The organism is Methylobacterium sp. AC315 (assembly GCF_979253755.1).
Window position 1 is genome coordinate 190184 of the sequence record NZ_CEEDEA010000001.1, and the last position, 26937, is coordinate 217120.

At 68.9% G+C, this 26937-nt stretch carries 26 protein-coding genes and 1 tRNA gene; 18 read left to right on the forward strand and 9 right to left on the reverse strand.

Annotated features, from left to right (window positions below; genetic code table 11):
• Nucleotides 1-99: 99 nt before the first annotated feature.
• The 11 genes from gloB (at nt 100) to lpdA (ending at nt 12824) form a co-directional block, all read left to right on the forward strand.
• A complete protein-coding gene (gene gloB, locus AC0IY0_RS00890; RefSeq protein WP_471762834.1) occupies nt 100-876 on the forward strand; it encodes a hydroxyacylglutathione hydrolase in 777 nt (258 codons plus the stop codon).
• A 308-nt stretch (nt 877-1184) separates the two neighbouring features.
• A complete protein-coding gene (locus AC0IY0_RS00895) occupies nt 1185-1802 on the forward strand; it encodes a TetR family transcriptional regulator (protein WP_238261510.1) in 618 nt (205 codons plus the stop codon).
• A 426-nt stretch (nt 1803-2228) separates the two neighbouring features.
• Nucleotides 2229-3191, forward strand: a complete 963-nt coding sequence (mdh, locus tag AC0IY0_RS00900; protein ID WP_471762836.1) for a malate dehydrogenase — start codon at nt 2229-2231, stop codon at nt 3189-3191.
• 117 nt (nt 3192-3308) lie between these two features.
• Entirely contained in the window at nt 3309-4505 is a 1197-nt protein-coding gene (gene sucC / locus AC0IY0_RS00905) for an ADP-forming succinate--CoA ligase subunit beta (protein ID WP_147907335.1), read from the forward strand.
• 2 nt (nt 4506-4507) lie between these two features.
• Nucleotides 4508-5392, forward strand: a complete 885-nt coding sequence (sucD, locus tag AC0IY0_RS00910; RefSeq protein ID WP_147907336.1) for a succinate--CoA ligase subunit alpha — start codon at nt 4508-4510, stop codon at nt 5390-5392.
• 159 nt (nt 5393-5551) lie between these two features.
• On the forward strand, nt 5552-8542 hold the full coding sequence (locus AC0IY0_RS00915; protein ID WP_419830254.1) for a 2-oxoglutarate dehydrogenase E1 component: 2991 nt from the start codon (nt 5552-5554) through the stop codon (nt 8540-8542).
• A 97-nt stretch (nt 8543-8639) separates the two neighbouring features.
• Nucleotides 8640-9980, forward strand: a complete 1341-nt coding sequence (gene odhB, locus AC0IY0_RS00920) for a 2-oxoglutarate dehydrogenase complex dihydrolipoyllysine-residue succinyltransferase (RefSeq protein WP_471762837.1) — start codon at nt 8640-8642, stop codon at nt 9978-9980.
• A gap of 86 nt (nt 9981-10066) precedes the next feature.
• Complete coding sequence (locus AC0IY0_RS00925; protein WP_281408881.1) at nt 10067-10288, forward strand: DUF4160 domain-containing protein; 222 nt, start codon at nt 10067-10069, stop codon at nt 10286-10288.
• Complete coding sequence (locus AC0IY0_RS00930; RefSeq protein WP_147909298.1) at nt 10285-10599, forward strand: DUF2442 domain-containing protein; 315 nt, start codon at nt 10285-10287, stop codon at nt 10597-10599. The genes AC0IY0_RS00925 and AC0IY0_RS00930 overlap by 4 nt, the downstream gene beginning before the upstream one ends.
• Before the next feature lie 8 nt (nt 10600-10607).
• Nucleotides 10608-11357: an SDR family oxidoreductase gene (locus tag AC0IY0_RS00935; RefSeq protein ID WP_471762838.1), complete on the forward strand. Its 750-nt coding sequence runs from the start codon at nt 10608-10610 to the stop codon at nt 11355-11357.
• 66 nt (nt 11358-11423) lie between these two features.
• A complete protein-coding gene (lpdA, locus tag AC0IY0_RS00940; RefSeq protein ID WP_471762839.1) occupies nt 11424-12824 on the forward strand; it encodes a dihydrolipoyl dehydrogenase in 1401 nt (466 codons plus the stop codon).
• A gap of 25 nt (nt 12825-12849) precedes the next feature.
• On the opposite strand, the gene AC0IY0_RS00945 is transcribed toward lpdA, so the two are convergent.
• The 3 genes from AC0IY0_RS00945 to AC0IY0_RS00955 form a co-directional block, all read right to left on the reverse strand.
• Nucleotides 12850-13713 (reverse strand): response regulator, encoded by an 864-nt coding sequence (locus tag AC0IY0_RS00945; RefSeq protein WP_246692373.1) that lies wholly within the window; start codon nt 13711-13713, stop codon nt 12850-12852.
• A gap of 146 nt (nt 13714-13859) precedes the next feature.
• The gene (locus AC0IY0_RS00950) at nt 13860-14828 is read right to left on the reverse strand and encodes a tyrosine recombinase XerC (RefSeq protein ID WP_471762840.1); all 969 of its coding nucleotides are present in this window, start codon (nt 14826-14828) and stop codon (nt 13860-13862) included.
• A gap of 57 nt (nt 14829-14885) precedes the next feature.
• Complete coding sequence (locus AC0IY0_RS00955; RefSeq protein WP_187193649.1) at nt 14886-16424, reverse strand: PAS domain-containing protein; 1539 nt, start codon at nt 16422-16424, stop codon at nt 14886-14888.
• 180 nt (nt 16425-16604) lie between these two features.
• Here AC0IY0_RS00955 and AC0IY0_RS00960 point away from each other — a divergent pair, with 180 nt between their 5' ends.
• Nucleotides 16605-16925, forward strand: coding sequence for a YnfA family protein (locus AC0IY0_RS00960; protein ID WP_147909293.1), 321 nt, complete (start codon nt 16605-16607; stop codon nt 16923-16925).
• A 7-nt stretch (nt 16926-16932) separates the two neighbouring features.
• On the opposite strand, the gene AC0IY0_RS00965 is transcribed toward AC0IY0_RS00960, so the two are convergent.
• Nucleotides 16933-17505 carry a peroxidase-related enzyme gene (locus AC0IY0_RS00965; protein ID WP_419830250.1) on the reverse strand — a complete coding sequence of 191 codons (573 nt, stop codon included), beginning with the start codon at nt 17503-17505 and terminating at the stop codon, nt 16933-16935.
• 152 nt (nt 17506-17657) lie between these two features.
• Here AC0IY0_RS00965 and ruvC point away from each other — a divergent pair, with 152 nt between their 5' ends.
• On the forward strand, nt 17658-18281 hold the full coding sequence (gene ruvC, locus AC0IY0_RS00970) for a crossover junction endodeoxyribonuclease RuvC (protein WP_147940450.1): 624 nt from the start codon (nt 17658-17660) through the stop codon (nt 18279-18281).
• 23 nt (nt 18282-18304) lie between these two features.
• On the opposite strand, the gene AC0IY0_RS00975 is transcribed toward ruvC, so the two are convergent.
• Nucleotides 18305-18388: transfer RNA gene (locus AC0IY0_RS00975), tRNA-Tyr, on the reverse strand.
• Nucleotides 18389-18804: 416 nt separating this feature from the next.
• On the opposite strand from AC0IY0_RS00975, the gene AC0IY0_RS00980 reads away from it, so the two are divergent.
• The 4 genes from AC0IY0_RS00980 (at nt 18805) to AC0IY0_RS00995 (ending at nt 21994) form a co-directional block, all read left to right on the forward strand.
• Complete coding sequence (locus AC0IY0_RS00980; protein ID WP_471762841.1) at nt 18805-20655, forward strand: DEAD/DEAH box helicase; 1851 nt, start codon at nt 18805-18807, stop codon at nt 20653-20655.
• A gap of 27 nt (nt 20656-20682) precedes the next feature.
• On the forward strand, nt 20683-21006 hold the full coding sequence (locus AC0IY0_RS00985) for a hypothetical protein (RefSeq protein WP_147940451.1): 324 nt from the start codon (nt 20683-20685) through the stop codon (nt 21004-21006).
• 354 nt (nt 21007-21360) lie between these two features.
• Entirely contained in the window at nt 21361-21486 is a 126-nt protein-coding gene (locus AC0IY0_RS00990; RefSeq protein WP_281408711.1) for a hypothetical protein, read from the forward strand.
• A gap of 100 nt (nt 21487-21586) precedes the next feature.
• Nucleotides 21587-21994, forward strand: a complete 408-nt coding sequence (locus AC0IY0_RS00995; RefSeq protein WP_147940452.1) for a DUF3597 domain-containing protein — start codon at nt 21587-21589, stop codon at nt 21992-21994.
• Nucleotides 21995-22042: 48 nt separating this feature from the next.
• On the opposite strand, the gene AC0IY0_RS01000 is transcribed toward AC0IY0_RS00995, so the two are convergent.
• Together AC0IY0_RS01000 and AC0IY0_RS01005 are read right to left on the reverse strand one after the other, a co-directional pair.
• Nucleotides 22043-23131, reverse strand: coding sequence for a polyamine ABC transporter substrate-binding protein (locus AC0IY0_RS01000; RefSeq protein ID WP_471763017.1), 1089 nt, complete (start codon nt 23129-23131; stop codon nt 22043-22045).
• Between the two features lie 98 nt (nt 23132-23229).
• Nucleotides 23230-23586: a RidA family protein gene (locus tag AC0IY0_RS01005; RefSeq protein ID WP_147940453.1), complete on the reverse strand. Its 357-nt coding sequence runs from the start codon at nt 23584-23586 to the stop codon at nt 23230-23232.
• A 180-nt stretch (nt 23587-23766) separates the two neighbouring features.
• On the opposite strand from AC0IY0_RS01005, the gene AC0IY0_RS01010 reads away from it, so the two are divergent.
• Nucleotides 23767-24030: a GlsB/YeaQ/YmgE family stress response membrane protein gene (locus AC0IY0_RS01010; protein ID WP_147909286.1), complete on the forward strand. Its 264-nt coding sequence runs from the start codon at nt 23767-23769 to the stop codon at nt 24028-24030.
• Nucleotides 24031-24109: 79 nt separating this feature from the next.
• Here AC0IY0_RS01010 and AC0IY0_RS01015 read toward each other — a convergent pair whose 3' ends face one another.
• Both AC0IY0_RS01015 and pnp read right to left on the reverse strand, forming a co-directional pair.
• Complete coding sequence (locus tag AC0IY0_RS01015) at nt 24110-24331, reverse strand: YgaP-like transmembrane domain (RefSeq protein ID WP_147909285.1); 222 nt, start codon at nt 24329-24331, stop codon at nt 24110-24112.
• A gap of 309 nt (nt 24332-24640) precedes the next feature.
• Nucleotides 24641-26863, reverse strand: coding sequence for a polyribonucleotide nucleotidyltransferase (gene pnp, locus AC0IY0_RS01020; protein ID WP_471762842.1), 2223 nt, complete (start codon nt 26861-26863; stop codon nt 24641-24643).
• Nucleotides 26864-26937 lie beyond the last annotated feature (74 nt).

The following is a 26937-nucleotide window of genomic DNA, read 5'->3' on the forward strand; positions in this document are numbered from 1 at the left end:
CCCCGGCGAAGGAACCCGCTCGATCGCCGCCGGTTCACGGCTGACGTTTCGCGCTGCGACGCGCCGGTGCAGTGTCGCAGCCCCGGGAGAGGGAATCCGATGGCTGCCGAGACCGAGATCCGAACCTTCCTGTGCCGCAGCGACAATATCGGGGTCCTGATCCGAGATCCGGCCACCGGCGCCTGCGCGGCGATCGACGTGCCGGAGGCCGGCCCGGTCCTGAAGGCCCTCGACGAGACCGGCTGGCGCCTGACCGACATCCTCGTCACCCACCGGCACGGCGATCACATCGAGGGCATCCCGGCGGTGAAGCGGGCGACCGGAGCCCGGGTGGTGGCCCCCGCCAAGGCGGGCGGCGCGGTGCCGGATGTGGACATCACGGTCCGCGAGGGCGACACGGTGCAGGTCGGCGGGCTGAAGGCCCAGGTCTGGGAGACCCCCGGCCATTGCGCCGACCACGTCACCTACTGGTTCGCCGAGGCCGGCGTCGTCTGCTCCGGCGACACGCTGTTCACCCTCGGCTGCGGCCGAGTGATGGAGAGCCCGCCCGAGACCTTGTGGCGCTCCCTGCGCCGGTTCGAGCAACTGCCCGACGAGACCCGCGTCTTCAGCGGCCACGATTACGTCTTGTCGAATGCCCGATTCGCACTGGCGGCGGACCCGGAGAATCGCGACCTGATGGCGCGCAAAGTGGAGGCAGACCGTGCGAAGGCCGAAGGACGCTTCCTGATTCCCTCGACCATGGGCGCGGAGCGCGCGACCAATCCGTTCCTGCGCAGCAGCCTGCCTGCCCTGGCTAGATCAGTTGAACTCGGAGCCGGCACAGATCCGGAAGCGGTGTTTGTGGCACTGCGTGCGTGGAAGGACCGCTTCTAGAGGCGGTGATAACCAAGAAAATTTTGTTGCGTTCTCAAGCCGAACTGACCCATACCCTGTGCAAGCGGTACCAATCCGCTAAGTCAACGGGCTCCCGGGGGGAAGCCGTAACGTCAACGCGAAGCGCCGGGACGCTTTCGCCGGTCTGATGGGGGTCCGTCTCGCCCTACCACCTGTCCACCTCCCGCCTTCCGCTTCCGTTCCTTAAGCCAGAATCCGACGGGGCTAAGGACGAGGCGCTCAGCGCAAAGACCAAGATTCCTGCAAGCGACACGACCGCCAGTGACGCGCTTCGCGACACCGGCGAGGTGGCAACCCCGTCGCGTCCCCGCGCGCCGGTCGCGGCCGATGTGCGGCTGCTCGGCATCGCCACCGAACACCTCTCCCGCCTTGGGCCCAAGCGCGTGACGGTGGTGGCCGTGGCGGCGGAAGCCGGCATGACGCACGCCAACGTCTACCGCTACTTCCCGTCGAAGGACGCGCTCCTCGACGCGGTGGCAGGGCGCTGGCTGCGCGAGGTCGAAGCCCGACTCGCCGGCATCGCCGACGCACCCGACCCGGCCGACGACAAGATCGAGCGGCTGCTCACCGCCCTGGCCACGGTGCAGCGCGACGCGCTGTTCGACGAGCCGAACCTGTTTGCGGTCCATCTCGACGCCACGGTGTCGGCCCGGCCGATCGCCCGGCGGCACCGGGTCCGTTTGCGGAGCCTCGTCGAGCGGGTGGTCGAAGAGGGAATCACCTCGGGCATCTTTTCGGCCCGGGACCGGGAGCGGGCGATCGCCTACATCTTCGATGCGAGCTACCGCTTCACGCATCCGCTGGCGATTCAGCACGATGCCGACGTACCGCGGGACCTGATCGAGGCGCGATTCGGGGCGGTCATCCACGCGATCCAGCGGGTCCTCCGGTCTGGGATCCTCTGAGGACGGACCACACTCCAGTGTTGGTCGACAACGCTTCGAAAGGCCCGGACATCGCGTCCGGGCCTTTCGCGTTTTTGGCCATGATGGTGCATTATGGCTCAGCGAGTTCGACGGCCCTGAATTTCCTGAAATGACAGGATCTCGGATCTGTTATCTGAGCTTTGCCGCACCGGCGGGGCCGGGTGCAGTGCACCTAAAAGCCTCGTCGCATTGGCGTTTCGTCGCCCGGGCTTGCGCCCTCCACGTCAGGCCCGGGCCAGCCCGGCCAAGTCTGCAACGGTCCATCGGGTTGAAGCGACGAGGCTTTTCGGCCACACAACCGCGCAGATTCCAGAGCGGCGAATCCCGCGCCGGCACCGACCAGTGGACGGTCCCGGCGCCTCGCCGATCCCACCGAAGATGACACGCAGCGGAGGTTGATCCGACATGGCTCGCAACAAGATCGCGCTCATCGGTGCCGGCCAAATCGGCGGCACCCTGGCCCTCCTGGCTGGCCTGAAGGATCTCGGCGACGTGGTGCTGTTCGACATCGTCGACGGCGTGCCGCAGGGCAAGGCGCTCGACATCGCCGAGGCCGCCCCGGTCGAGGGTTTCGACGCGACCTACGCGGGCGCGAGCGACTATGCAGCCATCAAGGGCGCCGACGTGGTGATCGTCACCGCCGGCGTGCCGCGCAAGCCCGGGATGAGCCGCGACGACCTGATCGGCATCAACCTCAAGGTCATGCAGGCGGTGGGCGAGGGCATCAAGGCCTACGCCCCGGACGCCTTCGTGATCTGCATCACCAACCCGCTCGACGCGATGGTCTGGGCCCTGCAGAAGTTCTCGGGGCTCCCCACCAACAAGATCGTCGGCATGGCCGGCGTGCTCGACTCGGCCCGCTTCCGCCACTTCCTGGCCGAGGAATTCAAGGTCTCGGTCGAGGACGTCACCGCCTTCGTGCTGGGCGGCCACGGCGACGACATGGTGCCGCTCACCCGCTACTCGACGGTCGCGGGCGTGCCGCTCACGGATCTGGTCAAGCTCGGCTGGACCACCCAGGAGAAGCTCGACGCCATGGTCGACCGCACCCGCAAGGGCGGCGGCGAGATCGTCAACCTGCTCAAGACCGGCTCGGCCTTCTACGCGCCGGCCTCCTCCGCCATCGCCATGGCCGAGAGCTACCTGCGCGACAAGAAGCGGGTCCTGCCCTGTGCCGCCTATCTGGACGGCCAGTACGGCGTGACCGGCATGTTCATCGGCGTGCCGATCGTCATCGGCGCTGGCGGCGTGGAGCGCGTCCTCGAAGTCACGTTCGACCCGGCCGAGAAGGCGATGTTCGAGAAGTCCGTCGCCTCGGTGACCGGCCTGATCGAAGCCTGCAAGAGCGTCGACGGCAATCTCGCCTGATCACGGGGCGAATAGTGAATAGGGTTTGGCGATTGGTGACCCAGCCGAGGTCCTATCGCACTCTAGAAGCTACTCGCTATTCGCTACCCCCTACTCGCTCCTCCGTATGAGGTCCCGATGAACATCCATGAATACCAGGCCAAGGCCGTCTTGAAGGAGTTCGGCCTGCCGGTCTCCCGCGGCGTTCCGATCTTCGATCCGTCGGAGGCCGAGGCCGCCGCCAAGGAGCTCGGCGGCCCGGTCTGGGTCGTGAAGAGCCAGATTCACGCGGGCGGCCGCGGCAAGGGCACGTTCAAAGGCGCCCCGGAGGGTGCGAAGGGCGGCGTGCGCGTCACCAAGTCGATCGACGAGGTGAAGCTTTACGCCGGCGAGATGCTCGGCCAGACCCTGGTGACGATCCAGACCGGGCCGGCCGGCAAGCAGGTCAACCGCCTCTATATCGAGGAGGGCGCCCAGATCGCCGAGGAGTTCTACCTCTCGATGCTGGTCGACCGCGCCACCGGCGGCGTGGCCTTCGTGGTCTCCACCGAGGGCGGCATGGACATCGAGGCGGTCGCCCACGACACGCCCGAGAAGATCCACACGATCCCGGTCGATCCCGCCACGGGCGTGATGCCCCATCACGGCCGCGCGGTCGCCAAGGCGCTGGGCCTTTCCGGCGCTCAGGCCAAGGAAGCCGCCTCGCTCACCGAGAAGCTCTACGCGGCGTTCGTGTCCAAGGACATGAGCATGCTGGAGATCAACCCGCTGGTGCTCACCGCCGACGGCCACCTCAAGTGCCTCGACGCCAAGATCTCGTTCGACTCGAACGCGCTCTACAAGCATGCCGACATCGTCGCGCTGCGGGACGAGACCGAGGAGGACGCCAAGGAGATCGAGGCGTCGAAATACGACCTCGCCTACATCGCGCTGGACGGCACGATCGGCTGCATGGTCAACGGCGCCGGTCTGGCCATGGCCACCCTCGACATCATCAAGCTCTACGGCGAGAGCCCGGCCAACTTCCTTGACGTCGGCGGCGGCGCCTCCGAGGAGAAGGTGACCGCGGCGTTCAAGATCATCACCGCCGACCCGCAGGTGAAGGGCATCCTCGTCAACATCTTCGGCGGGATCATGAAGTGCGACGTCATCGCCCGCGGCGTCATCGCCGCCGTCAAGGCGGTGGGCCTGCAGGTGCCCCTGGTGGTGCGCCTGGAAGGCACCAACGTCGAAGAGGGCAAGGACATCATCCGGGGCTCCGGCCTCAACGTGATCCCGGCGGACGACCTCGACGACGCCGCCCAGAAGATCGTCGCCGCCGTGAAGGGAGCCTGATCATGTCGGTGATGATCGACGCGAACACCAAGGTCATCTGCCAGGGTTTCACCGGCAAGAACGGGACCTTCCACTCCGAGCAGGCCATCGCGTACGGGACCAAGATGGTCGGCGGCACCAGCCCCGGAAAGGGCGGCGCGAGCCATCTGGGCCTGCCCGTGTTCGACACGGTCGCCGAAGCCCGCGAGGCCACCGGCGCCGACGCCTCGGTGGTCTACGTGCCGCCGCCCGGCGCCGCCGACGCGATCTGCGAGGCGATCGCCGCCGAGATCCCGCTGATCGTGTGCATCACGGAGGGCATCCCGGTGCTCGACATGGTGCGGGTGAAGCGGGCGCTGACCGGGTCGAAGTCGCGCCTCGTCGGCCCGAACTGCCCCGGCATCGTCACAGCCGGCCAGTCGAAGATCGGCATCATGCCGGCCAACATCTTCCGCCAGGGCTCGGTCGGCATCGTCTCGCGCTCTGGCACGCTGACCTACGAGGCCGTGTTCCAGACCACCAACGCCGGCCTCGGCCAGACCACGGCCGTGGGTATCGGCGGCGACCCGGTGAAGGGCACCGAATTCATCGACGTACTGGAGCTGTTCCTGGCGGACCCGAAGACCGAGTCGATCGTGATGATCGGCGAGATCGGCGGCTCGGCCGAGGAGGAGGCTGCGCAGTTCCTGCGGGACGAAGCCAAGCGCGGGCGCAAGAAGCCGATGGTCGGCTTCATCGCCGGACGCACGGCGCCTCCGGGCCGCCGCATGGGCCATGCCGGCGCGATCATCTCGGGCGGCAAGGGCGGCGCCGAGGACAAGATCGCCGCCATGGAGGCGGCCGGCATCCGTGTCTCGCCGTCGCCGGCCCGGCTCGGCTCGACGCTCGTCGACGTCCTCAAGGGCTGAGGCCAGCGCGCCTGCGTTGCGGCCGGCGCAGGGCCGCGACACCCATATCGACCTCGTCGGGGCGCGTTTTTGGCCCCGGGTCAATTTCAGGGCGATCCGCACTGCGAGCGGGTCGCCGACAGGGCAGCTGGCCTGCCCGCGCGACAGGATGAACGGACCATGGCACGCCAGGACGTGAACGAAGCGCTTCTCGAAACCTCGTTCCTCTACGGCGCCAACGCCGCATACATCGAGGAATTGCAGGCGGCCTACGCCCGCAACCCGGCCTCGGTGGATCCGGAATGGCAGGCCTTCTTCAAGGGCCTGGGCGAGGACGAGACCCTCGTCGAGAAGAACGCCGCGGGCGCGTCCTGGGAGAAGCCGAACTGGCCGGTGCCGGCGAATGGCGAACTGGTTTCGGCGCTCGACGGCAATTGGGGCGCGCTCGAGAAGGCGATCGGCGACAAGATCGTCGCTCGGGACGCCAAGGAGCCCAAGCCCGGCAAGCCGGTCGACAGCGTCGCCGCCACCACGGGCGTGTCCGTCGAGCAGGCGGCCAAGGATTCGGTGCGGGCGATCATGCTGATCCGCTCCTACCGGATGCGCGGCCACCTGCATGCCAAGCTCGATCCGCTCGGCCTCGCCCCGCGCGGCGACCACGAGGAGCTGCACCCGCAGCATTACGGCTTCACCGAAGACGCCGACTGGGATCGCCCGATCTTCCTCGACAACGTGCTCGGCCTCCAGTTCGGGACGATCCGCGAGATCGTCGACATCCTTGAGCGGACCTATTGCCAGACGCTCGGCGTCGAGTTCATGCACATCTCCGATCCCGCCGAGAAGGCGTGGATCCAGGAGCGCATCGAGGGCAAGGACAAGGAGATTTCCTTCACGCCTGAAGGCCGTCGGGCGATCCTCAACAAGCTGATCGAGGCCGAGGGCTTCGAGAAGTTCCTGGACCTGAAGTACACCGGGACCAAGCGCTTCGGCCTCGATGGCAGCGAGTCGATGATTCCGGCGCTGGAGCAGATCATCAAGCGCGGTGGCGCGCTCGGCGTGCGCGAGATCGTGCTCGGCATGGCGCACCGGGGCCGGCTCAACGTGCTCACCAACGTGATGGCGAAGCCGTTCCGGGCGGTGTTCCACGAGTTCAAGGGCGGCTCCGCGTCGCCGGCCGAGGTCGAGGGCTCGGGCGACGTGAAGTACCACCTGGGCGCCTCGTCCGACCGCGCCTTCGACGGCAACAACGTCCACCTGTCGCTCACCGCCAACCCGTCCCACCTCGAGATCGTCGATCCGGTGGTGCTCGGTAAGGTGCGGGCCAAGCAGGACCAATGGGCCAAGCCGCATATCCAGCGCGCCAGCGTGCTGCCGCTGCTGATCCACGGCGATGCCGCCTTCGCCGGGCAGGGCGTGGTCGCGGAATGCTTCGGCCTGTCGGGGCTTAAGGGCCACCGCACCGGCGGCTCGGTGCACTTCATCATCAACAACCAGATCGGCTTCACCACCGACCCGCGGTTCTCCCGCTCCTCGCCTTATCCGTCGGACGTGGCGAAGATGGTCGAGGCGCCGATCTTCCACTGCAACGGCGACGACCCGGAGGCCGTGACCTTCGCGGCCAAGGTGGCGGTCGAGTACCGGCAGAAGTTCGGCAAGCCGGTCGTGATCGACATGCTGTGCTACCGCCGCTTCGGCCACAACGAGGGCGACGAGCCGGCCTTCACGCAGCCGAAGATGTACCAGCGGATCCGCAAGCATCCCTCGGTGCTGGAGACCTACGGCCGCCGGCTCGTGGACAACGGAACCCTCGACCAGCCGGCGCTGGACGCCCGCAAGGCCGAGTTCCGCCAGATGCTCGACAGCGAGCTCGACGTCGCCACCAACTACAAGGCCAACAAGGCCGACTGGCTCGACGGCCGCTGGTCCGGCTTCAAGGCCGTGCACGAGGACGTCGACGACCCGCGCCGCGGCCGCACCGCGGTGCCGGCCGAGACCCTGCAGGAGATCGGCCGCAAGATCACCCAGGCGCCCCCCGGCTTCCACCTGCACCGGACCATCCAGCGGTTCATGGACAACCGCGCCAAGGCGGTGGAGACCGGCGCCGGCATCGACTGGGCGACCGCCGAGGCCCTGGCCTTCGGGGCGACCCTGCTCGACGGCAACCGGGTCCGGCTCTCCGGCCAGGACGTCGAGCGCGGCACCTTCTCGCAGCGCCACGCCGTTGTGATCGACCAGGAGAACGAGCAGCGCTTCACGCCGCTCAACGCCATCCGCGACGGCCAGGCCTCGATCGAGATCATCAACTCGATGCTCTCCGAGGAGGCGGTGCTCGGCTTCGAGTACGGCTACTCGCTGGCCGAGCCGAACGCCCTGGTCCTGTGGGAGGCGCAGTTCGGCGACTTCGCCAACGGCGCCCAGGTGGTGATGGACCAGTTCATCGCGAGCGGCGAGCGCAAGTGGCTGCGCATGTCCGGCCTCGTGCTGCTGCTGCCGCACGGCTACGAGGGCCAGGGCCCCGAGCATTCCTCCGCCCGCCTGGAGCGCTACCTCCAGGCCTGCGCCGAGGACAACATGCAGGTGGCCAACGTCACCACCCCGGCCAACTACTTCCACATCCTGCGCCGGCAGCTGAAGCGGGACTTCCGGAAGCCGCTGGTGCTGATGACGCCGAAGTCGCTGCTGCGCCACAAGCGGGCGGTCTCGACGCTCGACGCGCTGGCCGAGGGTTCCACCTTCCACCGCGTCCTGTGGGACGATGCCGAGGAGGAGGGCGCGCCCAACAAGCTGGTGCGCGACGACAAGATCCGCCGCGTCGTCCTGTGCTCCGGCAAGGTCTATTACGACCTGCTGGAGGAGCGCGAGAAGCGCGGCCTGAACGACGTCTACCTGATGCGCGTCGAGCAGCTCTACCCGTTCCCGCTCAAGGCACTCGCCAACGAGATGGGCCGGTTCCGCAACGCGGACGTGGTCTGGTGCCAGGAGGAGCCCAAGAACATGGGCGCCTGGTCCTTCGTCGAGCCCTACCTCGAATGGGTGCTCGGCCAGGCCGGCTCCGCGGTGAAGCGCGCCCGCTACGTCGGCCGTCCGGCCTCCGCGTCCACGGCCGTGGGCCAGATGTCCAAGCACCAGGCCCAGCTCCAGGCGTTCCTCAACGAGGCGCTGGCGGTCTGATTTTATGGAGCCCGGCGGTCATCCGCCCGGGCGCCGCCGCCCTCAACAATTCCAGGCCGTCCGGCACGGCCCAACCGATCCGGAAGTGCGAAAGACCATGGCTACCGACATCCTCGTCCCGACGCTCGGCGAATCCGTGACCGAGGCCACCATCGGCCGCTGGTTCAAGAAGCCCGGCGACACGGTCGCGGTCGATGAGCCGATCGTCGAGCTCGAGACCGACAAGGTCACCCTGGAGGTCAACGCTCCGGCGGCCGGCCAGCTCGGCGAGATCCTGGTCAAGGACGGTGAGACGGTGGAGCCCGGCGCGCTGCTCGGCTCGATCGTTGAGGCCGGTGCCGCTGCGGGCTCCGGCGGCGGCAAGAAGGCCGCCGCCAAGGAGGCCCCGAAGGAGGCCGCCGAGACCAAGTCCGAGAGCCGCAGCGAGGCGCCGAAGCCGGCCGCCCCCGCGAAGTCCGAGGCGCCCGCCCGGGAATCGTCCGCCGGCTACGGCAACCACGGCGACGCCGGAGCCCCGGCCTCCCAGCGCCCGACCGGCGACAACGGCCCGGCGGTGGCCAAGCTCGCCCGCGAGAGCGGCGTCGATCCCTCCGGCATCAACGGCTCCGGCAAGGACGGCCGCGTGACCAAGGGCGACATGCTCGGCGCAATCTCCAAGGGCCCGAGCCCGGCCCCGGTCGCCCCCGCCAGGGAGGCCCGCCCGACCCCGCCGCGCGCGCCCTCGGCGCCGGACGATGCCGCGCGCGAGGAGCGCGTGCGCATGACGAAGCTGCGCCAGACCATCGCGCGCCGCCTCAAGGACGCGCAGGACACCGCTGCGATGCTGACGACGTTCAACGACGTCGACATGTCGGCCGTGATGGCGCTCCGCAGCCAATACAAGGACATCTTCGAGAAGAAGCACGGCACCAAGCTCGGCTTCATGGGCTTCTTCACCAAGGCGGTGATCGGCGCACTCAAGGACGTGCCCGCGGTCAATGCCGAGATCGACGGGCAGGACCTCGTCTACAAGAACTATTACCACATCGGCATCGCGGTCGGTACCGATAAGGGCCTGGTCGTGCCGGTGGTGCGCAACGCCGACGACCTGTCGATCGCCGGCGTCGAGAAGACGATCGCCGGCTTCGGCAAGAAGGCCCGCGACGGCAAGCTGTCCATCGAGGACATGCAGGGCGGCACCTTCACGATCACCAACGGCGGCATCTACGGCTCGCTGATGTCGACCCCGATCCTCAATGCCCCGCAATCGGGCATCCTCGGCATGCACCGCATCGAGGAGCGCCCGGTGGTCCGTGCCGGCAAGATCGAGGCGCGGCCGATGATGTACCTCGCACTGTCATACGATCACCGGATCGTGGACGGTAAGGAGGCCGTGACCTTCCTGGTGCGGGTCAAGGAGGCGCTGGAGGATCCGGCCCGGCTCGTGCTGGACCTGTGATCCGGTTTGGCGGGGGAATGATCGTGGCCTCGATTGGAAAGTCTCGCTGATCGCGGTCGACGATCGCCATCGTCGAGGGCGTTCGGATCACGATCTGTCTCAACGATCATCTGCCGCCACATCTGCACGCATTCTTGTCCGGCCAGGAGGCGAAGCATTCGATCATCACGGGCGAAGTCCTCAGCGGGGCTTTGCCGCGTGCGAAGGACAAGGACATCCGGGCGTGGCTGGATGCCAACCGCGAACAGGTTTCCTATGTCTGGCGAGAGATCCGGGCCGGTCGCTACAACGGGGGAATGATCGAATGACGTCGCATCGGATCGCCTCCGTGGAGCCTCTTCATTATCCGGCTCTCCGCGTCACGTTCGTTGACGGCATCGCGGGCATTCTGGACTTTTCGGACTCCATTACGACGGGCGCCATCTTCGCGCCGCTCGAGGACGAAGCCTTTTCCCGGACCGTCGCTGTCGGCGATCACGGACGGACCTTCGGCTGGAAACTCGACGCTGTCGGGCGCGAGATCGGTTTCTGCCCCGACGCCGCACGGATCCGGATCGAGACCCAGATCGTCGAGGTTCTCGCGAGCCGCTACGAGTCGGCCCACGCGGCAGCCGCATGAGTGAGCCCATGAACAGACCCAACGTCGCCATCGTCACGGGCGGCAGCCGCGGCATCGGTCGGGCGGTATCGCTGCTGCTCGTCGAGCGCGGCTACGCGATATGCCTGAGTTACGTGTCGGACACGGCCGCGGCACAGGCGGTGGTGGATGCGATCACCGCCAAGGGCGGCAAGGCGCTGGCCGTGCGCAGCGATGTCGGCGTCGAGGCCGACGTGCTGGCGCTGTTCCAGGCCGCGGACGGGCTCGGCCGGCTCGCGGCGCTCGTGAACAACGCGGGCGTGGTCGATATGAAATCCGACGTGGCCGACATGAGCGCGGCCCGGCTCCAGCGCATGATGACCACCAACGTGGTCGGGAGCTTCCTGTGTGCCCGCGAGGCCGTGCGGCGCATGTCGACCAGGCGTGGCGGGGCAGGGGGCGCCATCGTCAACCTGTCCTCCGTCGCGGCCCGGCTCGGTGGCCCCGGCCAGTTCGTCGACTACGCCGCCTCGAAGGGCGCCATTGACTCGCTGACCACCGGGCTCGCCCGCGAGGTGGCTGGGGAGGGCATCCGCGTCAACGCGGTGGCGCCCGGCATCATCGCCACCGAGATTCATGCGAGCGGCGGCGAGCCCGACCGGGTCGAGCGCCTCGGGCCCGGCGTCCCGATGGGCCGCGCCGGCACCGCCGAGGAGGTCGCCGCGCCGATCGCATGGCTGCTCTCGGAGGAGGCCGCCTACACCACGGGCGCCATCCTCGACGTCGCCGGCGGCCGCTAAGCCGCCCTCGATAACCCTTTCTCTTCGACCGCCCCAGGCGGCATGACCGACCGGAAGCGAATTCTCATGTCCTACGATCTCGTCGTCATCGGCACCGGCCCAGGCGGCTACGTCTGCGCGATCCGCGCGGCGCAGCTCGGCCTGCGGACCGCCGTGGTCGAGAAGCGGGCGACCCACGGCGGTACCTGCCTCAATGTCGGCTGCATCCCGTCGAAGGCACTGCTGCACGCCTCCGAGGCGTTCGAGGAGGCGACCAAGCATTTCGCCGATCTCGGCATCGAGGTGAGCGGCGTGAAGCTCGATCTCAAGAAGATGATGAGCTTCAAGGCTGAGGGCGTCGCCGGCAATACCAAGGGCGTCGAGTTCCTGCTCAAGAAGAACAAGGTCGACACCTTCCATGGCACCGGCAGGATCGCGGGCGCCGGCCGGGTCGAGGTCGTGTCCGAGGATGGCGGCAACCAGATGCTCGAAACCAAGAGCATCGTCATCGCCACCGGATCCGACGTGACGCGCCTTCCGGGCGTGACCATCGACGAGACGGTCGTGGTCTCCTCCACGGGCGCCTTGGAGCTCGACCGGGTGCCGAAGAAGCTCCTGGTCATCGGCGCCGGGGTGATCGGCCTGGAACTGGGCTCGGTCTGGCGCCGGCTCGGCGCCGAAGTCACCGTGGTGGAATACCTCGACCGGGTGCTGCCCGGTATGGACGGCGAGGTTGGCAAGCAGTTCCAGCGGATCCTGACCAAGCAGGGCATCCAGTTCAAGCTGTCGACCAAGGTGACCGGCGTCGAGGTCGGCAAGAAGGGCGCCAGCGTCAGCGTGGAGCCGGCAGCGGGCGGCGCGACCGAGACCGTGCAGGCGGACGTGGTCCTCGTGGCGATCGGCCGGGTGCCCTACACCGAGGGTCTCGGGCTGGACACCGTGGGCGTGCAGCGCGACGACAAGGGCCGGATCCTCACGGATTCCCACTACGCTACCAACGTCACGGGCATCTACGCGATCGGCGACGTGATCGCGGGGCCGATGCTGGCCCACAAGGCGGAGGACGAGGGCGTCGCCATCGCCGAGATGCTGGCCGGCCAGTCAGGCCACGTCAATTACGGCGTTATCCCGAACGTGGTCTACACGTTCCCGGAGGTGGCCTCCGTCGGCAAGACCGAGGAGGAGCTGACCAAGGACGGCATCGCCTACAATGCCGGCAAATTCCCGTTCACGGCCAACGGCCGCGCCAAGGCGAACGGCACCACGGACGGGTTCGTCAAGGTGCTGGCCGACGCGCAGACCGACCGGGTTCTCGGCGTGCACATCGTGGGCGCGGATGCCGGCAACCTGATCGCTGAGGTCGCGGTGGCGATGGAGTTCGGCGCCTCGTCCGAGGATATCGCCCGCACCTGCCACGCGCATCCCACGCTGACCGAGGCGGTCAAGGAGGCAGCCCTGGCCGTGTCCAAGCGCGCCATCCACGTCTGACAGGTCCAGCCGATCCGGCGCGGGATCAGGCGATCTTGCGCCGGGCGTTCGGGAGGTCCGCGATCCGCAGGAGCGCGCTTGGGGCCGGCGGCGCCGTCAGGGCGTTCAGGAGATACGGCCGGCGCAAGCCCAGGGCGTTGTGCAGCGCCAGGTCGATGTCGCGGGCGTAGAACGGCATCCGCAGCACCGCATCGACCCCGAAGTAGCGCCCGGCCTGTGCGATCGGCTCCAGCTCCGACGTGGTCAGCAGGGTGATCCGTGTCGGCAGCCCGAGGGGCTGGATCTGACAGGCGAGTTCCATCCCTTCGATGCCACCGAGCTTCACGTCGAGGAACGCGAAATCGTAGGCACGGAGCTTGAGCTGGCTCAGGGCATGGTGGCCGCAATTGGTCTCTTCGAGTTCGATTGCGAAGCCGCTGCGGGCCACCACCCGGCTGATCGCGGTCCGCCCGGCGGGGGACGAGCAGGCCAGCAGCGCCCGGGTCGGGGTGCGGCGGCGGGCATCGGCATGCAGCAATGGCTCGATATGGCCCGGGTCGAGCGGCGTCTTCAGCACCTCGTAGGCGCCGAGGCTCTGGGCGATCTCCTGCCAGTGCGGCAGCACCCGGTTGGCGACCAGGACCAGGCAGGGCGGCTCGGCACCGGCCCGGCGTGCGACCGCGACCGCCTCGGGCCCGCTCAGGTCGGCGAGCTGGAGCCCCACGAAGGCGAGGCTCGGGCGTTTCTTCAGAAGGATGTCGCACAGCGCCTGACCCGACGTGGCCTCGTCGATCACGGCGCGGGAGTCGAAGCGTTCGACGATTGCCCGCAGGGCGGCGCGGCGTCCCGCATCGCAATCCGCGATTGCGACACGCGCCGGCGACCCCGCCTGATCAAGCTCCATGGCCATGCCCCGACACTCGCATCCCCCAATCCGGATCATGGATGCAGGTGATGACGAAGCCCTTAAAAAGCAGCCTAATAAGCTCAGTCTACGGATTATTCGAACGGACAACCCATAAGAATAGCAACTTGCACTATCACCGACAGTCTAGATCACCGGCCCGCCCGCGGATGCGCCGCCGTGTAGGCGCTCATCAGCCGGGCGGCGTCGACCTGGGTATAGAGCTGCGTGGTCGACAGGGAGGCGTGGCCGAGCAGTTCCTGGATCGCCCGCAACTCGCCCTGGCGGGCGAGCAGATGCGTCGCGAAGGAGTGGCGCAGGGCATGGGGCGTCGCACTTTCGGGCAGGCCGAGCGCCCCCCGGGCGCGGGCCACCGTGTACTGGATGATGCGCGGCGAGAGCGGCCCGCCGCGGGCCCCCACGAAGAGCGGCCCCTCCGGCGGCAGCGGCAGCGGGCAGGCGGCGACGTAGTCGGCCACCGCCCGCGCCACCACTGGCAGGATCGGCACCATGCGCTGCTTGCCGCCCTTGCCGAGCACCGTGACCTGATCGCTGCCTGGGAGCGGGGCGTCGCGCCGGGTGAGGCCGAGGGCCTCGGAGATGCGCAGGCCGGCGCCGTAGAGCAAGGCGAGGACGGCGGCGTCCCGGGCCAGCACCCACGGCGCGCGCTCCTCGCCGGCCCGGATGGCCGTGTCGGTGAGCGCCACCGCGGCGGCGACGGGCATCGGCCGGGGCAGCCGGCGCGGGACCTTGGGCGCACGCACGCCGCCGAGCGCCGAGACGCTGCCGTAGCCCTCGCGCTCCAGGAAGCGCCCGAACGAGCGCAAGCCCGCCAGCATCCGCATCAGCGAGCGTCCGGATACCTCGTCGGCCCGGCGGGCGGCCATGAAGGCGCGGATGTCGCGGACCTTCAGGGCCACCAGCATCGGAATGGTCGGGGTGCCGAAGCGCGAGGCCAGGTGGACCAGGAACTGGCGCAGGTCCCGGCTGTAGGCCTCGACGGTGTTAGGCGACATCCGCCGCTCCCGCGCCAGCCCGTTGGCCCAGGCATGGACCACCTCGCGCAGGCGCGCGTCGCCGGGAATCAGGATCAGGTCGTCTGCCGTGTCGCGCGCGCTCATCGCCTCACTCGACCGGTATTTTATTGTCGGGGACTTAACGCCGCGCAGGGCCGCGCCTCAGTTCAGAATTCCATCCTTGCCCTGGAAACCCGCCAGCGGCGCGGTGAGGACGCAGAGCAGACCGGTCTCCCGGTACTCCAAGGCGACGTCCCCGGCGACCGTGCCCGCGAAGGCGCGCTCGATCAGGCGGGTTCCGAACCCCTTGCGCGACGGCGCGGTCACCGGAGGCCCACCGGACTCGGCCCAGCTGAGCCGAAGGTGCGGATTGTCGTCCCGGGTCTCGATCTGCCAGGTGACGCCGACAGCGCCGGCTGCCGCCGAGAGGGCCCCGAACTTCGCCGCGTTGGTCGCCAGCTCGTGGATCATCAGCGCCAGGGCGAGGGCCGCCTTCGGCCCGATGTCGAGGGGCGGCCCCTCGATCCGCAGCCGGCCGGCGCGGGCGTTGTCGTGGAGCGCCAGCGCGCCGCGGATCACCGCCTCCATGCCGGCCCGCTCGGCATTGCCGGCGAGCAGGATATCGTGCGCCTTGCCGAGCGCCAGCAGGCGCTGCAGCAGGGCGTCGCGGGCCGACGCGACGTCGGGGGCGTCGCGCAGGGTCTGCGAGGCAATTGCCTGGACCATCGCCAGGGTGTTCTTCAGCCGATGGCTGAGTTCCTGGCTGAGCATCTCGCGGTGGGCGTCGGCCTCGGCCTGCTGGGTCGCATCCAGCATCACGCCGGTCATTCGGGTGGCCCTGCCCTCCGAGCCCCGGACGATGATCGCCCGGTTGAGGACGGTGGCATAGCTCCCGTCGGCCCGCCGGAAACGGTATCCCTCGCTCCAGCGCAGGGGTGCGCCGTCGATGGCCGCCTGGACGCTGCGGCGAACGCGGTCGCGATCCTCGGGATGGATGTGCGCGTACCACCAGTCGTTGCTGGGTTCGATCTCGCCCGGCTGAAATCCGTACAGCGCCGACAACCCGTCATCCCAGTGGATCCGGCCCGTCTGCGGGTTCCAGTCCCAGATCAGGTCCGTGGTCGCCCGCGACGAGAGGCGGTAACGCTCCTCGGAGACCGCCAGGGCGTCGCGGACCAGGCGCTCGGCCGCCAGCGCCGCCTCCCGCTCCCGGACCGCGCGGCGCAGTTCGAGCTGCGCCATCACCTGCCGCGCCAGGGCCCGCAGTGCGAAGGCCTGATCCGGCTTCAGCCCGTCCGGCCGAGGTTTCGTGTCGATCACGCACAGGGTTCCGAGCGAGACGCCGTCATCGGTCCGCAGCACAGCCCCGGCATAGAACCGGATGAACGGCGTTTCCGTCACCAGCGTGTTCTCGCGGGTGCGCGGATCGGCCGTCAGGTCGGGGATCACCAGCAGCCCGTCCTCGGCGGTCAGCGCATGGGCGCAGACCGACTGGCTCAAGGGCGTCTCGCAGGATGGGAAGCCGCATTGAGCCTTGAACCATTGCCGGTCGGCCGCGACGAGGCTGACGAGGCCCACCGGCACCGCGCAGATCTGCGTCGCCAGCGTGACGATGTCGTCGAAGGCCGGCTCGCGCGGCGTATCGAGGATACCGTAGCTGTGGAGGACCTGGAGGCGGGCGGTCTCGATCGGGTCTGACATGGCCGGGGTGGTGGATCGGGCGGGGCCCGGGAAGCACGCGGAAGCGATCGGGACAGGTCTTAGCCGATCTTGCGCGCGTGAGCATCTTGCACTTCGGGGTAAGGTTTTCCGAGGATGCGGCGTCGCCCGCTTGTCCATCTCACCTCGCCCCTGGTCGATACCCATGCCAAGGCTCGTGCGATGACGCTCCTCGTCTATGCCGGCGCCGCCCTCGCGGAAATCGCTGGATGCTTCGCCTTCTGGGCCTGGCTTCGGCTCGGCCGCTCGGCCTGGTGGGCGCTGCCGGGGACCGCCTCCCTGGTGGCGTTCGCCGGCCTGCTGACCCTGGTGGACAGCCCGGCGGCGGGGCGCGCCTTCGCGGCTTATGGCGGAGTCTACGTGGCCGCCTCGGTGCTGTGGTTGTGGCTCGCGGAAGGGCAGCGGCCGGACCGCTGGGACCTCGCCGGCAGCGCCGTCTGCCTCGCCGGCACGGCAATCATTTTGCTCGGGCGGCGGGGGTGAGGGCGCCTCATCGCCCCATCGTGTAGAACTCGTCGTTGGGCCGCAGATCCGTCACGCTGGCCAGCCGGTTCGACAGGGCGAACAATGCGGTGATCGCGGCGACGTCCCAGATGTCGTCGGGGCTGAAGCCGTGGCCCGCCAGCACGTCATGGTCCTCGGCCTCGACCGTGTGGGCCGCCTGGGCCACCTTGAGCGCGAAGGCCAGCATCGCGCGCTGGCGCGGGGTGATGTCGGCCTTGGCGTAGGCGACCGCGACCTGGTCGGCGAGCAGCGGGTTCTTGGCGCGGACCCGCAGGATCGCCCCGTGGGCGATCACGCAGTAGAGGCAGTTGTTGGCCGCGCTGGTGGCGACCACGATCATCTCGCGCTCGGCCTTGGTCAGGCCGCCGGGCTTGTCCATCAGCGCGTCGTGATAGGCCATGAAGGCGCGGAACTCGTCCGGGCGGTGCGCCAACGCCAGGAAGATGTTGGGCACGAAGCCCGCCTTCTCCTGCACCAGGGCGATGCGGGCGCGCAGATCCTCGGGCATCTCGGACAGCTTCGGCACCGGAAAGCGGCTGATCGGTGCTGACGCGCTCATGGTCGGGCTCCCTGAATCCCGGTCCCTTGGTGAAACCGGGCGTTCACGATACGTACGGCACGCTCGGGCCGATCGTCGAGGGCGGACGGCCGATAGGATGCGGCCGCCTTTCGGAACACGACGATGGACGAGACAAAAAGCCCTGGAGCGTCATGAGCAGCATCGTCCGCATCCTGGGGATCGACCCGGGGCTCCGCCGCACCGGCTGGGGCCTGATCACCGCGCAGGGCAGCAAGCTGAGCTACGGCGATTGCGGGGTCGTCACCTCGGACGGCGACCTGCCGCTTGCGCTGCGCCTGCGCGAGCTGTTCGAAGGGATCGGGCGCATCGTGGCGGCGCAGACACCCGACGAGGTCGCCGTGGAGGAGACCTTCGTCAACAAGGACGCCCAGGCGACACTCAAGCTGGGCCATGCCCGGGCCATGGCGCTGGTGGTGCCGGCGCTCGCCGGCCTCCCGGTGTTCGAGTACGCCGCCAACCTGATCAAGAAGACCGTGGCGGGCTCCGGCCACGCCGAGAAGGTGCAGATCCAGGCGATGGTCCGCTTCCTGCTCCCGAAGGCCGAATTCCGTGTCGCCGACGCCGCCGACGCGCTGGCCATCGCGATCACTCATGCCAGCCACCGCGACGCGCACGCCCTGCGCAAGACGCACCTGCCGGAGGGCAAGCGGCGCAACCTCACCGGACAGGCGGCCGCTGGGCAAGGGCTGGCCGGAAAGGGATTCTCGGCCGCGGCCGCCGCGCGCATCGAGGCGGCCCTGGCGAAGCAGGTCTGATCGGGCAGGATCTTCAGAAAGCTTGGTGGGGGAAGTAGGACTCGAACCTACGAAGCTTACGCAGCGGATTTACAGTCCGCCCCCTTTGCCGCTCGGGACATTCCCCCAAGGCAGGTTTCTCACCCGCGGCGCCCTTATGGTGAGGGGCTGGCCGGGTGTCAACGCTTGTCGTGGCCGGATCCCGCCTCCCGGGCTGGGTTTACGACACTTCTGCGGGATTGAGGGGGCCGAACCGCTGCGCGGCGCATGCGGTGCTGGGTCCCGGATCAGGTTCCGCTCCGCTCCACATGCCGGGAAAGCGGCGGTGCGGGATGAAACGCCGCTTTCCCGGGCGCATGCAGCGCCCGCGGAATGCGGCCCGGAATTCAACATGGGATGCCCCGCGCAGCGGCTCAATCTGAAAGAACCTGCGCCAGCGACCTCAGCGCCCGGGAAGAAAACGCGAACGTTCCGCGTCCCGAGGGATTCACAAAGGAATCCGGATCGGCCACGGTGCGCCGATGTCGCCCTGCTTCGCCGGCCCTTGACCCGTCCCGCCCCGTCCCTGCGGTCGCACCAGCGTACGTTGATGGCCCTCGTCGCGGCCATGGCGAGCGGGCAGGCGGGGCATGTCCAGAAGATCCTGGCGGCGGTGACGCCTGGCGGCGGCAAGTCGCTGCTCCCGGTGATTGCAGCGCATACGCTGATCGCCGCGGGCCGGGTGGACCGCGTGGTCTGGGTGGTGCCGCGGGACTCCCTGCGCCTCCAGGCCGAGGAGGCCTTCGCCGATCCGCTCTGGCGGGCGACGTTCGGGCATGCGCTCAGCGTGCGCGCGGCCGACAACGAGCGCGATCCCGCCCGGGGCCTGGCCGGCTACGTCACCACCTATCAGGCGGTGGCGGCTGCCCCGGCGCTGCACCTCGCGGAGGCGCGGGCCCACCGCACCCTGCTGGTGGTCGACGAGGTCCACCACCTGCCGGTCCCGGGACGTCCCGGCGCGGAGGAATCCTCCACCGAAGAGGCCGAGGCCGGGGCGTGGTCCCGGGCGATGCTGCCCGTGATGGAGGCGGCCGAGATCGGCCTGTTCCTGTCCGGCACCCTGGAGCGGGCGGACGGGCGGCGCATCCTCGGCCTGCCCTATCGGCCGTCCGCCCTCGGTCGCGGGCCGGAACTGGATCTCGAAGCGCCGGGGCTTGCGGTGATCGGCTACTCGCGTTCGCAGGCGCTGGCCGAGCGGGCGGTGCTCCCGGTCACCTTCGGGGCGATCGACGGCGAGGCGAGCTGGCTCGAAGGCGGCCGCATCGCGGGCGACAGCCCCCGGGTCGGGCCGCACCGGCTGGGCGCCGGCTCGGTGCGGGTCACCACCCGGCCGGCCCTTTTCACGGCCCTGAGAACCGGATTCGCCCGGGATCTCCTCAGCGAATCCTTCTTCGCCACCAAGCGCCTGCGCGCTCGGCGCCGGCTCGAACGCGACCTGCCGGCTGGCGAGATGGCACGGGGACTCGGCAAGCTCCTGGTGGTCGCCCCGGACCAGGCCAGCGCGCGCGCCTACCTGACGACCTTGCGGAGCTGGATGCCGGCCGGGCAGGGCGAGCGCGACGTCCGCCTGGCAACGTCGGGGCAGGGCGATGCCCACGCGGCCCTGGCGGCGTTCCGCCTGACCGCGGAGCCGGCCGTGCTGGTCACCGTGGCGATGGCCTACGAGGGGCTCGACGCCCCCGAGGTCGCCGTGGTGGCAGCCCTGACCCATATCCGCTCCCGGCCCTGGCTCGAGCAGATGCTGGCCCGGGCAACCCGGGTCGATCCGCATGCGGGACCCTACGAGTCCCAGCAGGCGCTGATCTTCCACCCGGACGACCCGCTCTTCGCCCGGTTCCGCCTGGAGCTGGAGACCGAGCAGGGCAGCAGCGTACGGCCCAAGCGCGAGCGGCCGGCCACCGCGCTCGTGCCGGAGCGGACCCCGTGGCGGGACGAGGATCCCGGGGGGATCACGCCGCTGGAGAGCAATGCGATCGGGCTGCGCTACGCTCTGCTGCGCCCGCGCCTCGCCGAACCCGCCCCGGTGGCGCCGGCGCCCGAGCCGCCGTCGGTCACGGAGCGGACCCTGCGCCAGCGGCTGGCCGTCGCGGTGGCGAGCCAAGCCGTGGAAGACGAGGCGTCACTGCGCGTTCCCCGCGGCAGCAACCTCGCGCATCGCTATAACGCGGTGCTGAAACGCGTGCTCGGCAAGGGTCGCGCGACCATGACCCTGCCCGAACTCGAGGCCGCGCTCGCCTGGCTTGAACGCAACCGGCTTTCGGACCATCTCGACCGCCTCGACGGCGATACCCGCTACGCGTGGTCCGCCCGCCAGCGCCGCAGCCGCTGGCTGCCGGAGCGCGCCGCGGGACGCTGACCCGTCGCGGATGGGGAGGAGTGCCCGATGACCGAGACCCTGCCGGCCGCCTTCGCGGCGACGCTGACCAAGCCCGAGCCGCCTTCCGCCTGGCCGGCGCCGCGCGCCGCCCTCTGGTGGCTCGCCAAGGATGGCACCGAGACCGCCGACGCTGCCTGGGCACGGGCGCATGCCCTCGTCCAGGACGCCTCCGGGCCGGACGCCGCCTGGGTCCACGCCCATCTCCACCGGATCGAGGGCGATGCCGGCAATGCGCGCTACTGGTACGACCGCGCCGGCCGCCCGGTGCCGCGCGGCACGCTCGCCGAGGAACGCGCGGAGCTCGCCGCCGCCCTATCGGGCGCGGATTGAGCGTCGAACTCACGGTCGTCGTGGGGCAGGGGAGGGTTCCGGTCCTCAGCCGGTCGGCCAACCCTGCTGATGTCTGCTGCCGACCCTATCGGGGAACCAAGACCGAATATCCGACCGACATATCCTTCAAATGCGGTGTGACAGGATTGATTTTCCGACCGATATTCAAATCGAGAGCGTCAGAGGTTCTACATCGACCGAGTCTGCTCAGATCGAACCCTGTGCATTTCCCGTTGACTACGTGGTCTTCGGTACCGCACAGCGCCCAGATCTGACTAAGGCTGGACCCGTCGAGTTCGGACCACGAGGAACGTGCCGGTCATCGTAATGAGCCTGGGGTGCTTAGTCTGCAGTGTGGGTCTGGCGGGTCTTTCGCTGCGCGACCCGGCGCGCGCCGTCGTCCTCGAACGCTGGAGCGGCATCTTCCTGGTGCTCGGGCTGACCCTGCTGGGGATCGCGCTGCACGGCGCCCGCGGCTAGTCTCGGCACCGCGCAAACCGATTCTCGGAACGCCTGGGCCGACAACCGGTTGACAGCCCGCCCGGCGCACAGGTCGGGCCTCGATTATCGGAGCGGACCTATGAGCCTCCTCGGCAGCATCGTCGGCAAGATCCTCCATCCGTTCGGCGGCGGTTCCGCGGACGCCGCGCCCGCGTCCACGTCGGGCTCCGCGAGCGGCTCGACCGGCTCGGGCACGGCTTCGGCCCCCGGCAGCGCGGGCGGCGGCGAGCCCGTGGACGTGGAGGCGGTGCTCACCGGCCTCGCCGAGAAGAACGGGCAGAAGCTCGACTGGCGCCACTCGATCGTGGACCTGATGAAGCTGCTCGGCCTCGAGTCGAGCCTGACCGAGCGGAAGCAGCTCGCCGACGAGCTGCACTACACCGGCGACAAGGACGACTCGGCTTCGATGAACATCTGGCTGCACAAGCAGGTGATGAAGAAGCTCGCCGAGAACGGCGGCAAGGTTCCGGAAGACCTGAAGAACTAAAACCGAGACCTGAAGGCCCGGCGCATCGAGCGGCGCCGGGCCTTTCTTTCAGCGCCCGGTGCGGACCCGGGTCCAGAGGCGGGTGACGTAGCGCTGCGTCCGGTCGTCCCAGGCGGTGTTGATCGACAGGCGCTGCATCGTCGCCTCGTCCGGGTAGATGCCGGGGTTGCTCAGGATCTCCGGCTTCACGAACTTCTTCGCCGCGAGGTTGCCGCTGGCATAGGCCACGAAGTTGGTGTTGGCCGCCGCCACCTCGGGCCGCAGCATGTAGTCGATGAAGGCCAGGGCCTCGGCCGGGTGGGCGGCATCCTTCGGAATCGCGAAGGTGTCGAACCACATCAGCGCGCCCTCCTTGGGCACCACATACGCGATCTCGATACCGTTCTTGGCCTCCTCGGCCCGGCGCTTGGCCTGCAGCACGTCGCCCGAATAGCCGACCGCCACACAGATATCGCCGTTGGCGAGCGCCTGGACGTATTCCGATGCGTGGAACTTCCGCACGGTGCCTCGGACCTTGTAGAGCGCGTCGGTGACCAGGGTCAGGTCGTCCAAGCGCTTGGAATCGGCCTTCGCGCCGAAGACCGGCAGCATGCTGGGGATCAGATCCTCGGGACTGTCGAGCATCATGATCCCGCAATCCTTGAGCTTGTTCGCGGATGTGGGATTGAGGACGACGGTCCAGGAGTTCAGCGCCGCGTTGACACCCAATCGCTCGCGCACGGCGGCGACGTTGTAGCCGATGCCGGTGGTGCCCCACATGTAGTCGACCGCGTAGGTGTTGCCGGGGTCGTAGACGGCCAGCCGGCCCGCGATCTCGGGCCAGAGATTGCCGAGATTCTTTAGCTTCGCCTTGTCGAGGGGCAGGAAGGCGCCGGCCCGGATCAGCCGCTGGAGATAGGGGCCCGACGGCACCACGATGTCATATCCGGAGCGGCCGGCCAGCAGCTTGGTCTCCAAGATCTCGTTGTTGTCGTAGGTGTCGTAGACGACCTTGATCCCGGTCTCCCGAGTGAAGGCGTCGAGCACCTTCGGGTCGATGTAGTCCGACCAGTTGTAGATGTTGACGACCCGCTCGTCCGCGGCCCGCACGGGCGCGGCCGGGCCGAGGACGAGGAGGGCGGCGAGCAGCGCTGCCATCCCGGTCCGCAAGCCGCTCTCCGAGCGCGCAGCCGCCCAGCGGCGGGCCGGGACGAGGCGCCGGAGCGATCGTCCGACCCGGCCCGTCCCGGCCGCGATCACGCCAGCCTCGCCGCGACGACCACGATCTCGACCAGATATTGAGGATCGCACAGCCGCGCCTCGACGGTGGCACGCGCCGGCGGCTGATCCTTGGACACCCAGGCATCCCAGGCGGCGTTCATCTCAGCGAAATGGCCGATGTCGGCGAGGTAGATCGTTGCCGTGAGGATGTGATCCTTGTCGCTGCCGGCGGCCGCGAGCAGGCGGTCGATCTGGTCCAGGATATTCTGGGTCTGGGCGGTGACCCCGGTGCCGACCGGGTCCGATGCAACCTGGCCGGCAAGGTAGATGGTGTTGCCGTGGATGGCGCCCTGCGACATCCGCGAGCCCGGTTCGATCCGTTCGATGCTCATTCAAGTCTCCAGCCGGCGAAACGCCGGTATCTGCCGCGGCTCCGGGCCGGTCGTAAAGGGCCGCGCGCCGACGCGCCGCGGGAACCGGCGGAAAATTCTCCCTTCGTGTGCAGTTGCGAGCAACCGGTGCCGACCGACGTGCGTTCACACGGCATCGCTTGTCACGCCTTGGGGTTCGTCATGGGTATTCTCTGGACCATCATCATCGGGTTCCTCGCTGGAATCATCGCGAAGTTCCTCATGCCCGGACCGAACGAGCCGTCGGGCTTCATCCTCACCACCATCCTGGGCATCGTCGGCGCCTTCGTGGCGACCTTCCTGGGCCAGGCTATCGGCTGGTACGGACCGAACCAGGGAGCGGGCTTCATCGGAGCCATCGTGGGCGCCGTCGTGGTGCTGTTCATCTACGGCATGATCGCCGGCCGCCGCCGCACGACCATCTGACCGGTTCCGGCACATCGGAAAACGAAGGGGCGCCCCGCGGGGCGCCCCTTTTTTGTGGCCGGTCGATCCGGTCGGACCCTCAGAGGTGATCGGCGGCCGCCTTGACGGCGCAGTGGCCGGTGGCGCCGCGCACTGCCAGGCCGACGCCGACGACCAGCGCCAGCAGGCTGAGGATCTTGTTCGGCCGGGGCTGCGCGGCCGCCGCGGCGATCCCGAGGCCGAGCGCGACCGACACGGCCCGCTCGGTGGTGGACAGGTTCGGCTGCCCACTGAAGATGTCGTTGATCATATCGTTGGCCATGAAACGCTTCCCGTTGTGAGATCGCGGTGCGAACGCGGGCGCGGAGCCAGCGTTCCGTCCGCGCCGCACGATGGAGCGCTGCATATCGCGCACGGCGATCAGTCGTCGCAGCTGAACGCGGCCGGCAATCTCGGCCCCGGGACGGCGGCGGTGCCGGCTGCGCGTCGGCCGTGACGCGGTGCAGTCAGAAATCGGCCTCACCGCGGCAGACATGCGTCGTCACGCATGAAAAAGGCGCGGCCCCGGGGGACCGCGCCTCGCGCATCGTACCCGTGCGGGCCAAAGCCCGCACGGGAATGTCTCAAGCGATTACTCGCCGGTGGGTTCGCGGCGACGCTCGCCACGGTGGCGGCCGCCGTTATCCTCGCGCCGGGGCTCGCCGTCCCGGTCGCTGCGGCTGGAATCGCGCTCGGACTTCACCTTCTCGGTGATGTCCTCGCCGGTCTGCTGATCGACGACGCGCATGGACAGGCGAATCTTTCCGCGGTCGTCCTGACCGAGGAACTTCACCTTGACCTTGTCGCCTTCCTTGACGACGTCCGTCACCTTGGCGACCCGCTGGGCGGCGAGCTCCGAGATGTGGACGAGGCCGTCCTTGGCGCCGAAGAAGTTCACGAAGGCACCGAACTCCATGCACTTCACGATCGTGCCGTCGTAGATCATGCCGTTCTCGGGCTCGGCGACGATCGAGCGGATCCAGTTATAGGCCGCCTTGATCGCCTTGCCGTCGGCCGAGGCGATCTTCACGATGCCGGTGTCCTCGATGTTGATCTTGGCGCCGGTCTTCTCGACAATCTCGCGGATCACCTTGCCGCCGGTGCCGATCACGTCGCGGATCTTGTCGGTCGGGATCTGCATCGTCTCGATGCGCGGGGCGTATTCGCCCAGCTCCGGCCGGGCGTCGGTGAGGGCCTTGGCCATCTCCTGCAGGATGTGGGCGCGCCCGTCCTTCGCCTGGTCGAGGGCGACCCGCATGATCTCCTCGGTGATGCCGGCGATCTTGATGTCCATCTGGAGCGAGGTCACGCCCTCGTCCGTGCCGGCCACCTTGAAGTCCATGTCGCCGAGGTGATCCTCGTCGCCCAGGATGTCGGACAGGACCGCGAAGCGCTCACCCTCGAGGATGAGGCCCATGGCGATGCCGGCCACCGGGCGGCGCAGGGGTACGCCGGCATCCATCAGCGACAGCGAGCCGCCGCAGACCGAGGCCATCGAGGACGAGCCGTTGGACTCGGTGATCTCGGACACGACGCGGATCGTATACGGGAACTCGTGGGCCGGCGGCAGGACCGGCCGGATCGCCCGCCACGCCAGCTTGCCGTGGCCGATCTCGCGACGGCCCGGGGAGCCCATGCGGCCGGTCTCGCCCACCGAATAGGGAGGGAAGTTGTAGTGGAGCAGGAAGCGCTCCTTGTAGGTGCCGTCCAGCGAGTCGATGAACTGCTCGTCCTCGCCGGTGCCCAGCGTGGCGACCACGAGGGCCTGTGTCTCGCCGCGGGTGAACAGCGACGAGCCGTGGGCGCGGGGCAGCACGCCGACCTCGGAGACGATCGGGCGGACCGTCTTCAGGTCGCGGCCGTCGATGCGCGAGCCGGTGTCGAGCACGTTCCAGCGCACGACCTTCGACTGCGCCTCCTTGAAGGCGGCCTTGACCTTCTCGGCCGGGAACTTCTCGGCGTCCTCGGCGCAGAGGGCGGCCATCACCGTCGCCTTCACGGCGTCGACGGCGGCGTAGCGCTCCTGCTTGACGGTCTTGGTGTAGGCGGCGCGCAGCTCGGTCTCGCAGACCTCGAGGACGGCCTTCTCGACGTCGGCGTTCTCGGGGGCCTTGAAGTCGCGCGGCTCCTTGGCGGCCTTCTCGGCCAGGCGGATGATCGCCTCGATGACCGGCTGGAAGTGCTTGTGGCCGAACATCACGGCGCCGAGCATCACGTCCTCGGACAGCTCCTTGGCCTCCGACTCGACCATCAGGACGGCGTCCTGGGTGCCGGCGACGACGAGGTCGAGGCTCGACTCCTCCTTGGTCTCGGTGACCAGCGGGTTCAGCCGGTAGCCGCCGTTGATGTAGCCGACGCGGGCGGCGCCGATCGGGCCCATGAACGGCACGCCCGACAGGGTCAGGGCGGCGGAGGCGGCGACCATCGACACGATGTCGGGATCGTTCTCGAGGTCGTGGGTCAGGACCGTGATGACGACCTGGGTGTCGTTGCGCCAGCCGTTGATGAACAGCGGGCGGATCGGGCGGTCGATCAGGCGGGAGACCAGGGTCTCCTTCTCGGAGGGACGGCCCTCGCGCTTGAAGTAGCCGCCCGGGATCCGGCCGGCGGCGTAGGCGCGCTCCTGGTAGTTCACGGTGAGCGGGAGGAAGTCGATGCCGGGCTTCGGCTCCTTGGTGGCGACCACGGTGGCGAGCACTGAGGTCTCGCCGTAGGTGGCGATCACGGCGCCGTCAGCCTGCCGGGCAACCTTGCCGGTCTCCAGGACGAGCTTGCGGTCGCCCCACATCAGCTCTTCACGTTGAACGTCGAACATTCTTGTCTCTTCCTTACCTTCGGCGGGCCCGGCCCGGCGCCGTCGGGGGCAAGACGGCCAGACACTTCGTCCAA

Excerpts from the sequence above, each read along its gene's own strand:
- odhB (WP_471762837.1), top strand. The coding sequence starts at position 8,640 with ATGGCTACCGACATCCTCGTCCCGACGCTCGGCGAATCCGTGACCGAG.
- pnp (WP_471762842.1), bottom strand. The coding sequence starts at position 26,863 with ATGTTCGACGTTCAACGTGAAGAGCTGATGTGGGGCGACCGCAAGCTC.
- AC0IY0_RS01000 (WP_471763017.1), bottom strand. The coding sequence starts at position 23,131 with ATGGCAGCGCTGCTCGCCGCCCTCCTCGTCCTCGGCCCGGCCGCGCCC.
- AC0IY0_RS00985 (WP_147940451.1), top strand. The coding sequence starts at position 20,683 with ATGACCGAGACCCTGCCGGCCGCCTTCGCGGCGACGCTGACCAAGCCC.
- AC0IY0_RS00965 (WP_419830250.1), bottom strand. The coding sequence starts at position 17,505 with ATGAGCGCGTCAGCACCGATCAGCCGCTTTCCGGTGCCGAAGCTGTCC.
- AC0IY0_RS00950 (WP_471762840.1), bottom strand. The coding sequence starts at position 14,828 with ATGAGCGCGCGCGACACGGCAGACGACCTGATCCTGATTCCCGGCGAC.
- AC0IY0_RS00915 (WP_419830254.1), top strand. The coding sequence starts at position 5,552 with ATGGCACGCCAGGACGTGAACGAAGCGCTTCTCGAAACCTCGTTCCTC.
- AC0IY0_RS00935 (WP_471762838.1), top strand. The coding sequence starts at position 10,608 with ATGAACAGACCCAACGTCGCCATCGTCACGGGCGGCAGCCGCGGCATC.
- AC0IY0_RS00960 (WP_147909293.1), top strand. The coding sequence starts at position 16,605 with ATGACGCTCCTCGTCTATGCCGGCGCCGCCCTCGCGGAAATCGCTGGA.
- AC0IY0_RS00995 (WP_147940452.1), top strand. The coding sequence starts at position 21,587 with ATGAGCCTCCTCGGCAGCATCGTCGGCAAGATCCTCCATCCGTTCGGC.
- sucD (WP_147907336.1), top strand. The coding sequence starts at position 4,508 with ATGTCGGTGATGATCGACGCGAACACCAAGGTCATCTGCCAGGGTTTC.
- AC0IY0_RS00930 (WP_147909298.1), top strand. The coding sequence starts at position 10,285 with ATGACGTCGCATCGGATCGCCTCCGTGGAGCCTCTTCATTATCCGGCT.
- ruvC (WP_147940450.1), top strand. The coding sequence starts at position 17,658 with ATGAGCAGCATCGTCCGCATCCTGGGGATCGACCCGGGGCTCCGCCGC.
- lpdA (WP_471762839.1), top strand. The coding sequence starts at position 11,424 with ATGTCCTACGATCTCGTCGTCATCGGCACCGGCCCAGGCGGCTACGTC.
- gloB (WP_471762834.1), top strand. The coding sequence starts at position 100 with ATGGCTGCCGAGACCGAGATCCGAACCTTCCTGTGCCGCAGCGACAAT.
- AC0IY0_RS01015 (WP_147909285.1), bottom strand. The coding sequence starts at position 24,331 with ATGGCCAACGATATGATCAACGACATCTTCAGTGGGCAGCCGAACCTG.
- AC0IY0_RS01005 (WP_147940453.1), bottom strand. The coding sequence starts at position 23,586 with ATGAGCATCGAACGGATCGAACCGGGCTCGCGGATGTCGCAGGGCGCC.
- AC0IY0_RS00955 (WP_187193649.1), bottom strand. The coding sequence starts at position 16,424 with ATGTCAGACCCGATCGAGACCGCCCGCCTCCAGGTCCTCCACAGCTAC.
- mdh (WP_471762836.1), top strand. The coding sequence starts at position 2,229 with ATGGCTCGCAACAAGATCGCGCTCATCGGTGCCGGCCAAATCGGCGGC.
- AC0IY0_RS00945 (WP_246692373.1), bottom strand. The coding sequence starts at position 13,713 with ATGGCCATGGAGCTTGATCAGGCGGGGTCGCCGGCGCGTGTCGCAATC.
- AC0IY0_RS01010 (WP_147909286.1), top strand. The coding sequence starts at position 23,767 with ATGGGTATTCTCTGGACCATCATCATCGGGTTCCTCGCTGGAATCATC.
- sucC (WP_147907335.1), top strand. The coding sequence starts at position 3,309 with ATGAACATCCATGAATACCAGGCCAAGGCCGTCTTGAAGGAGTTCGGC.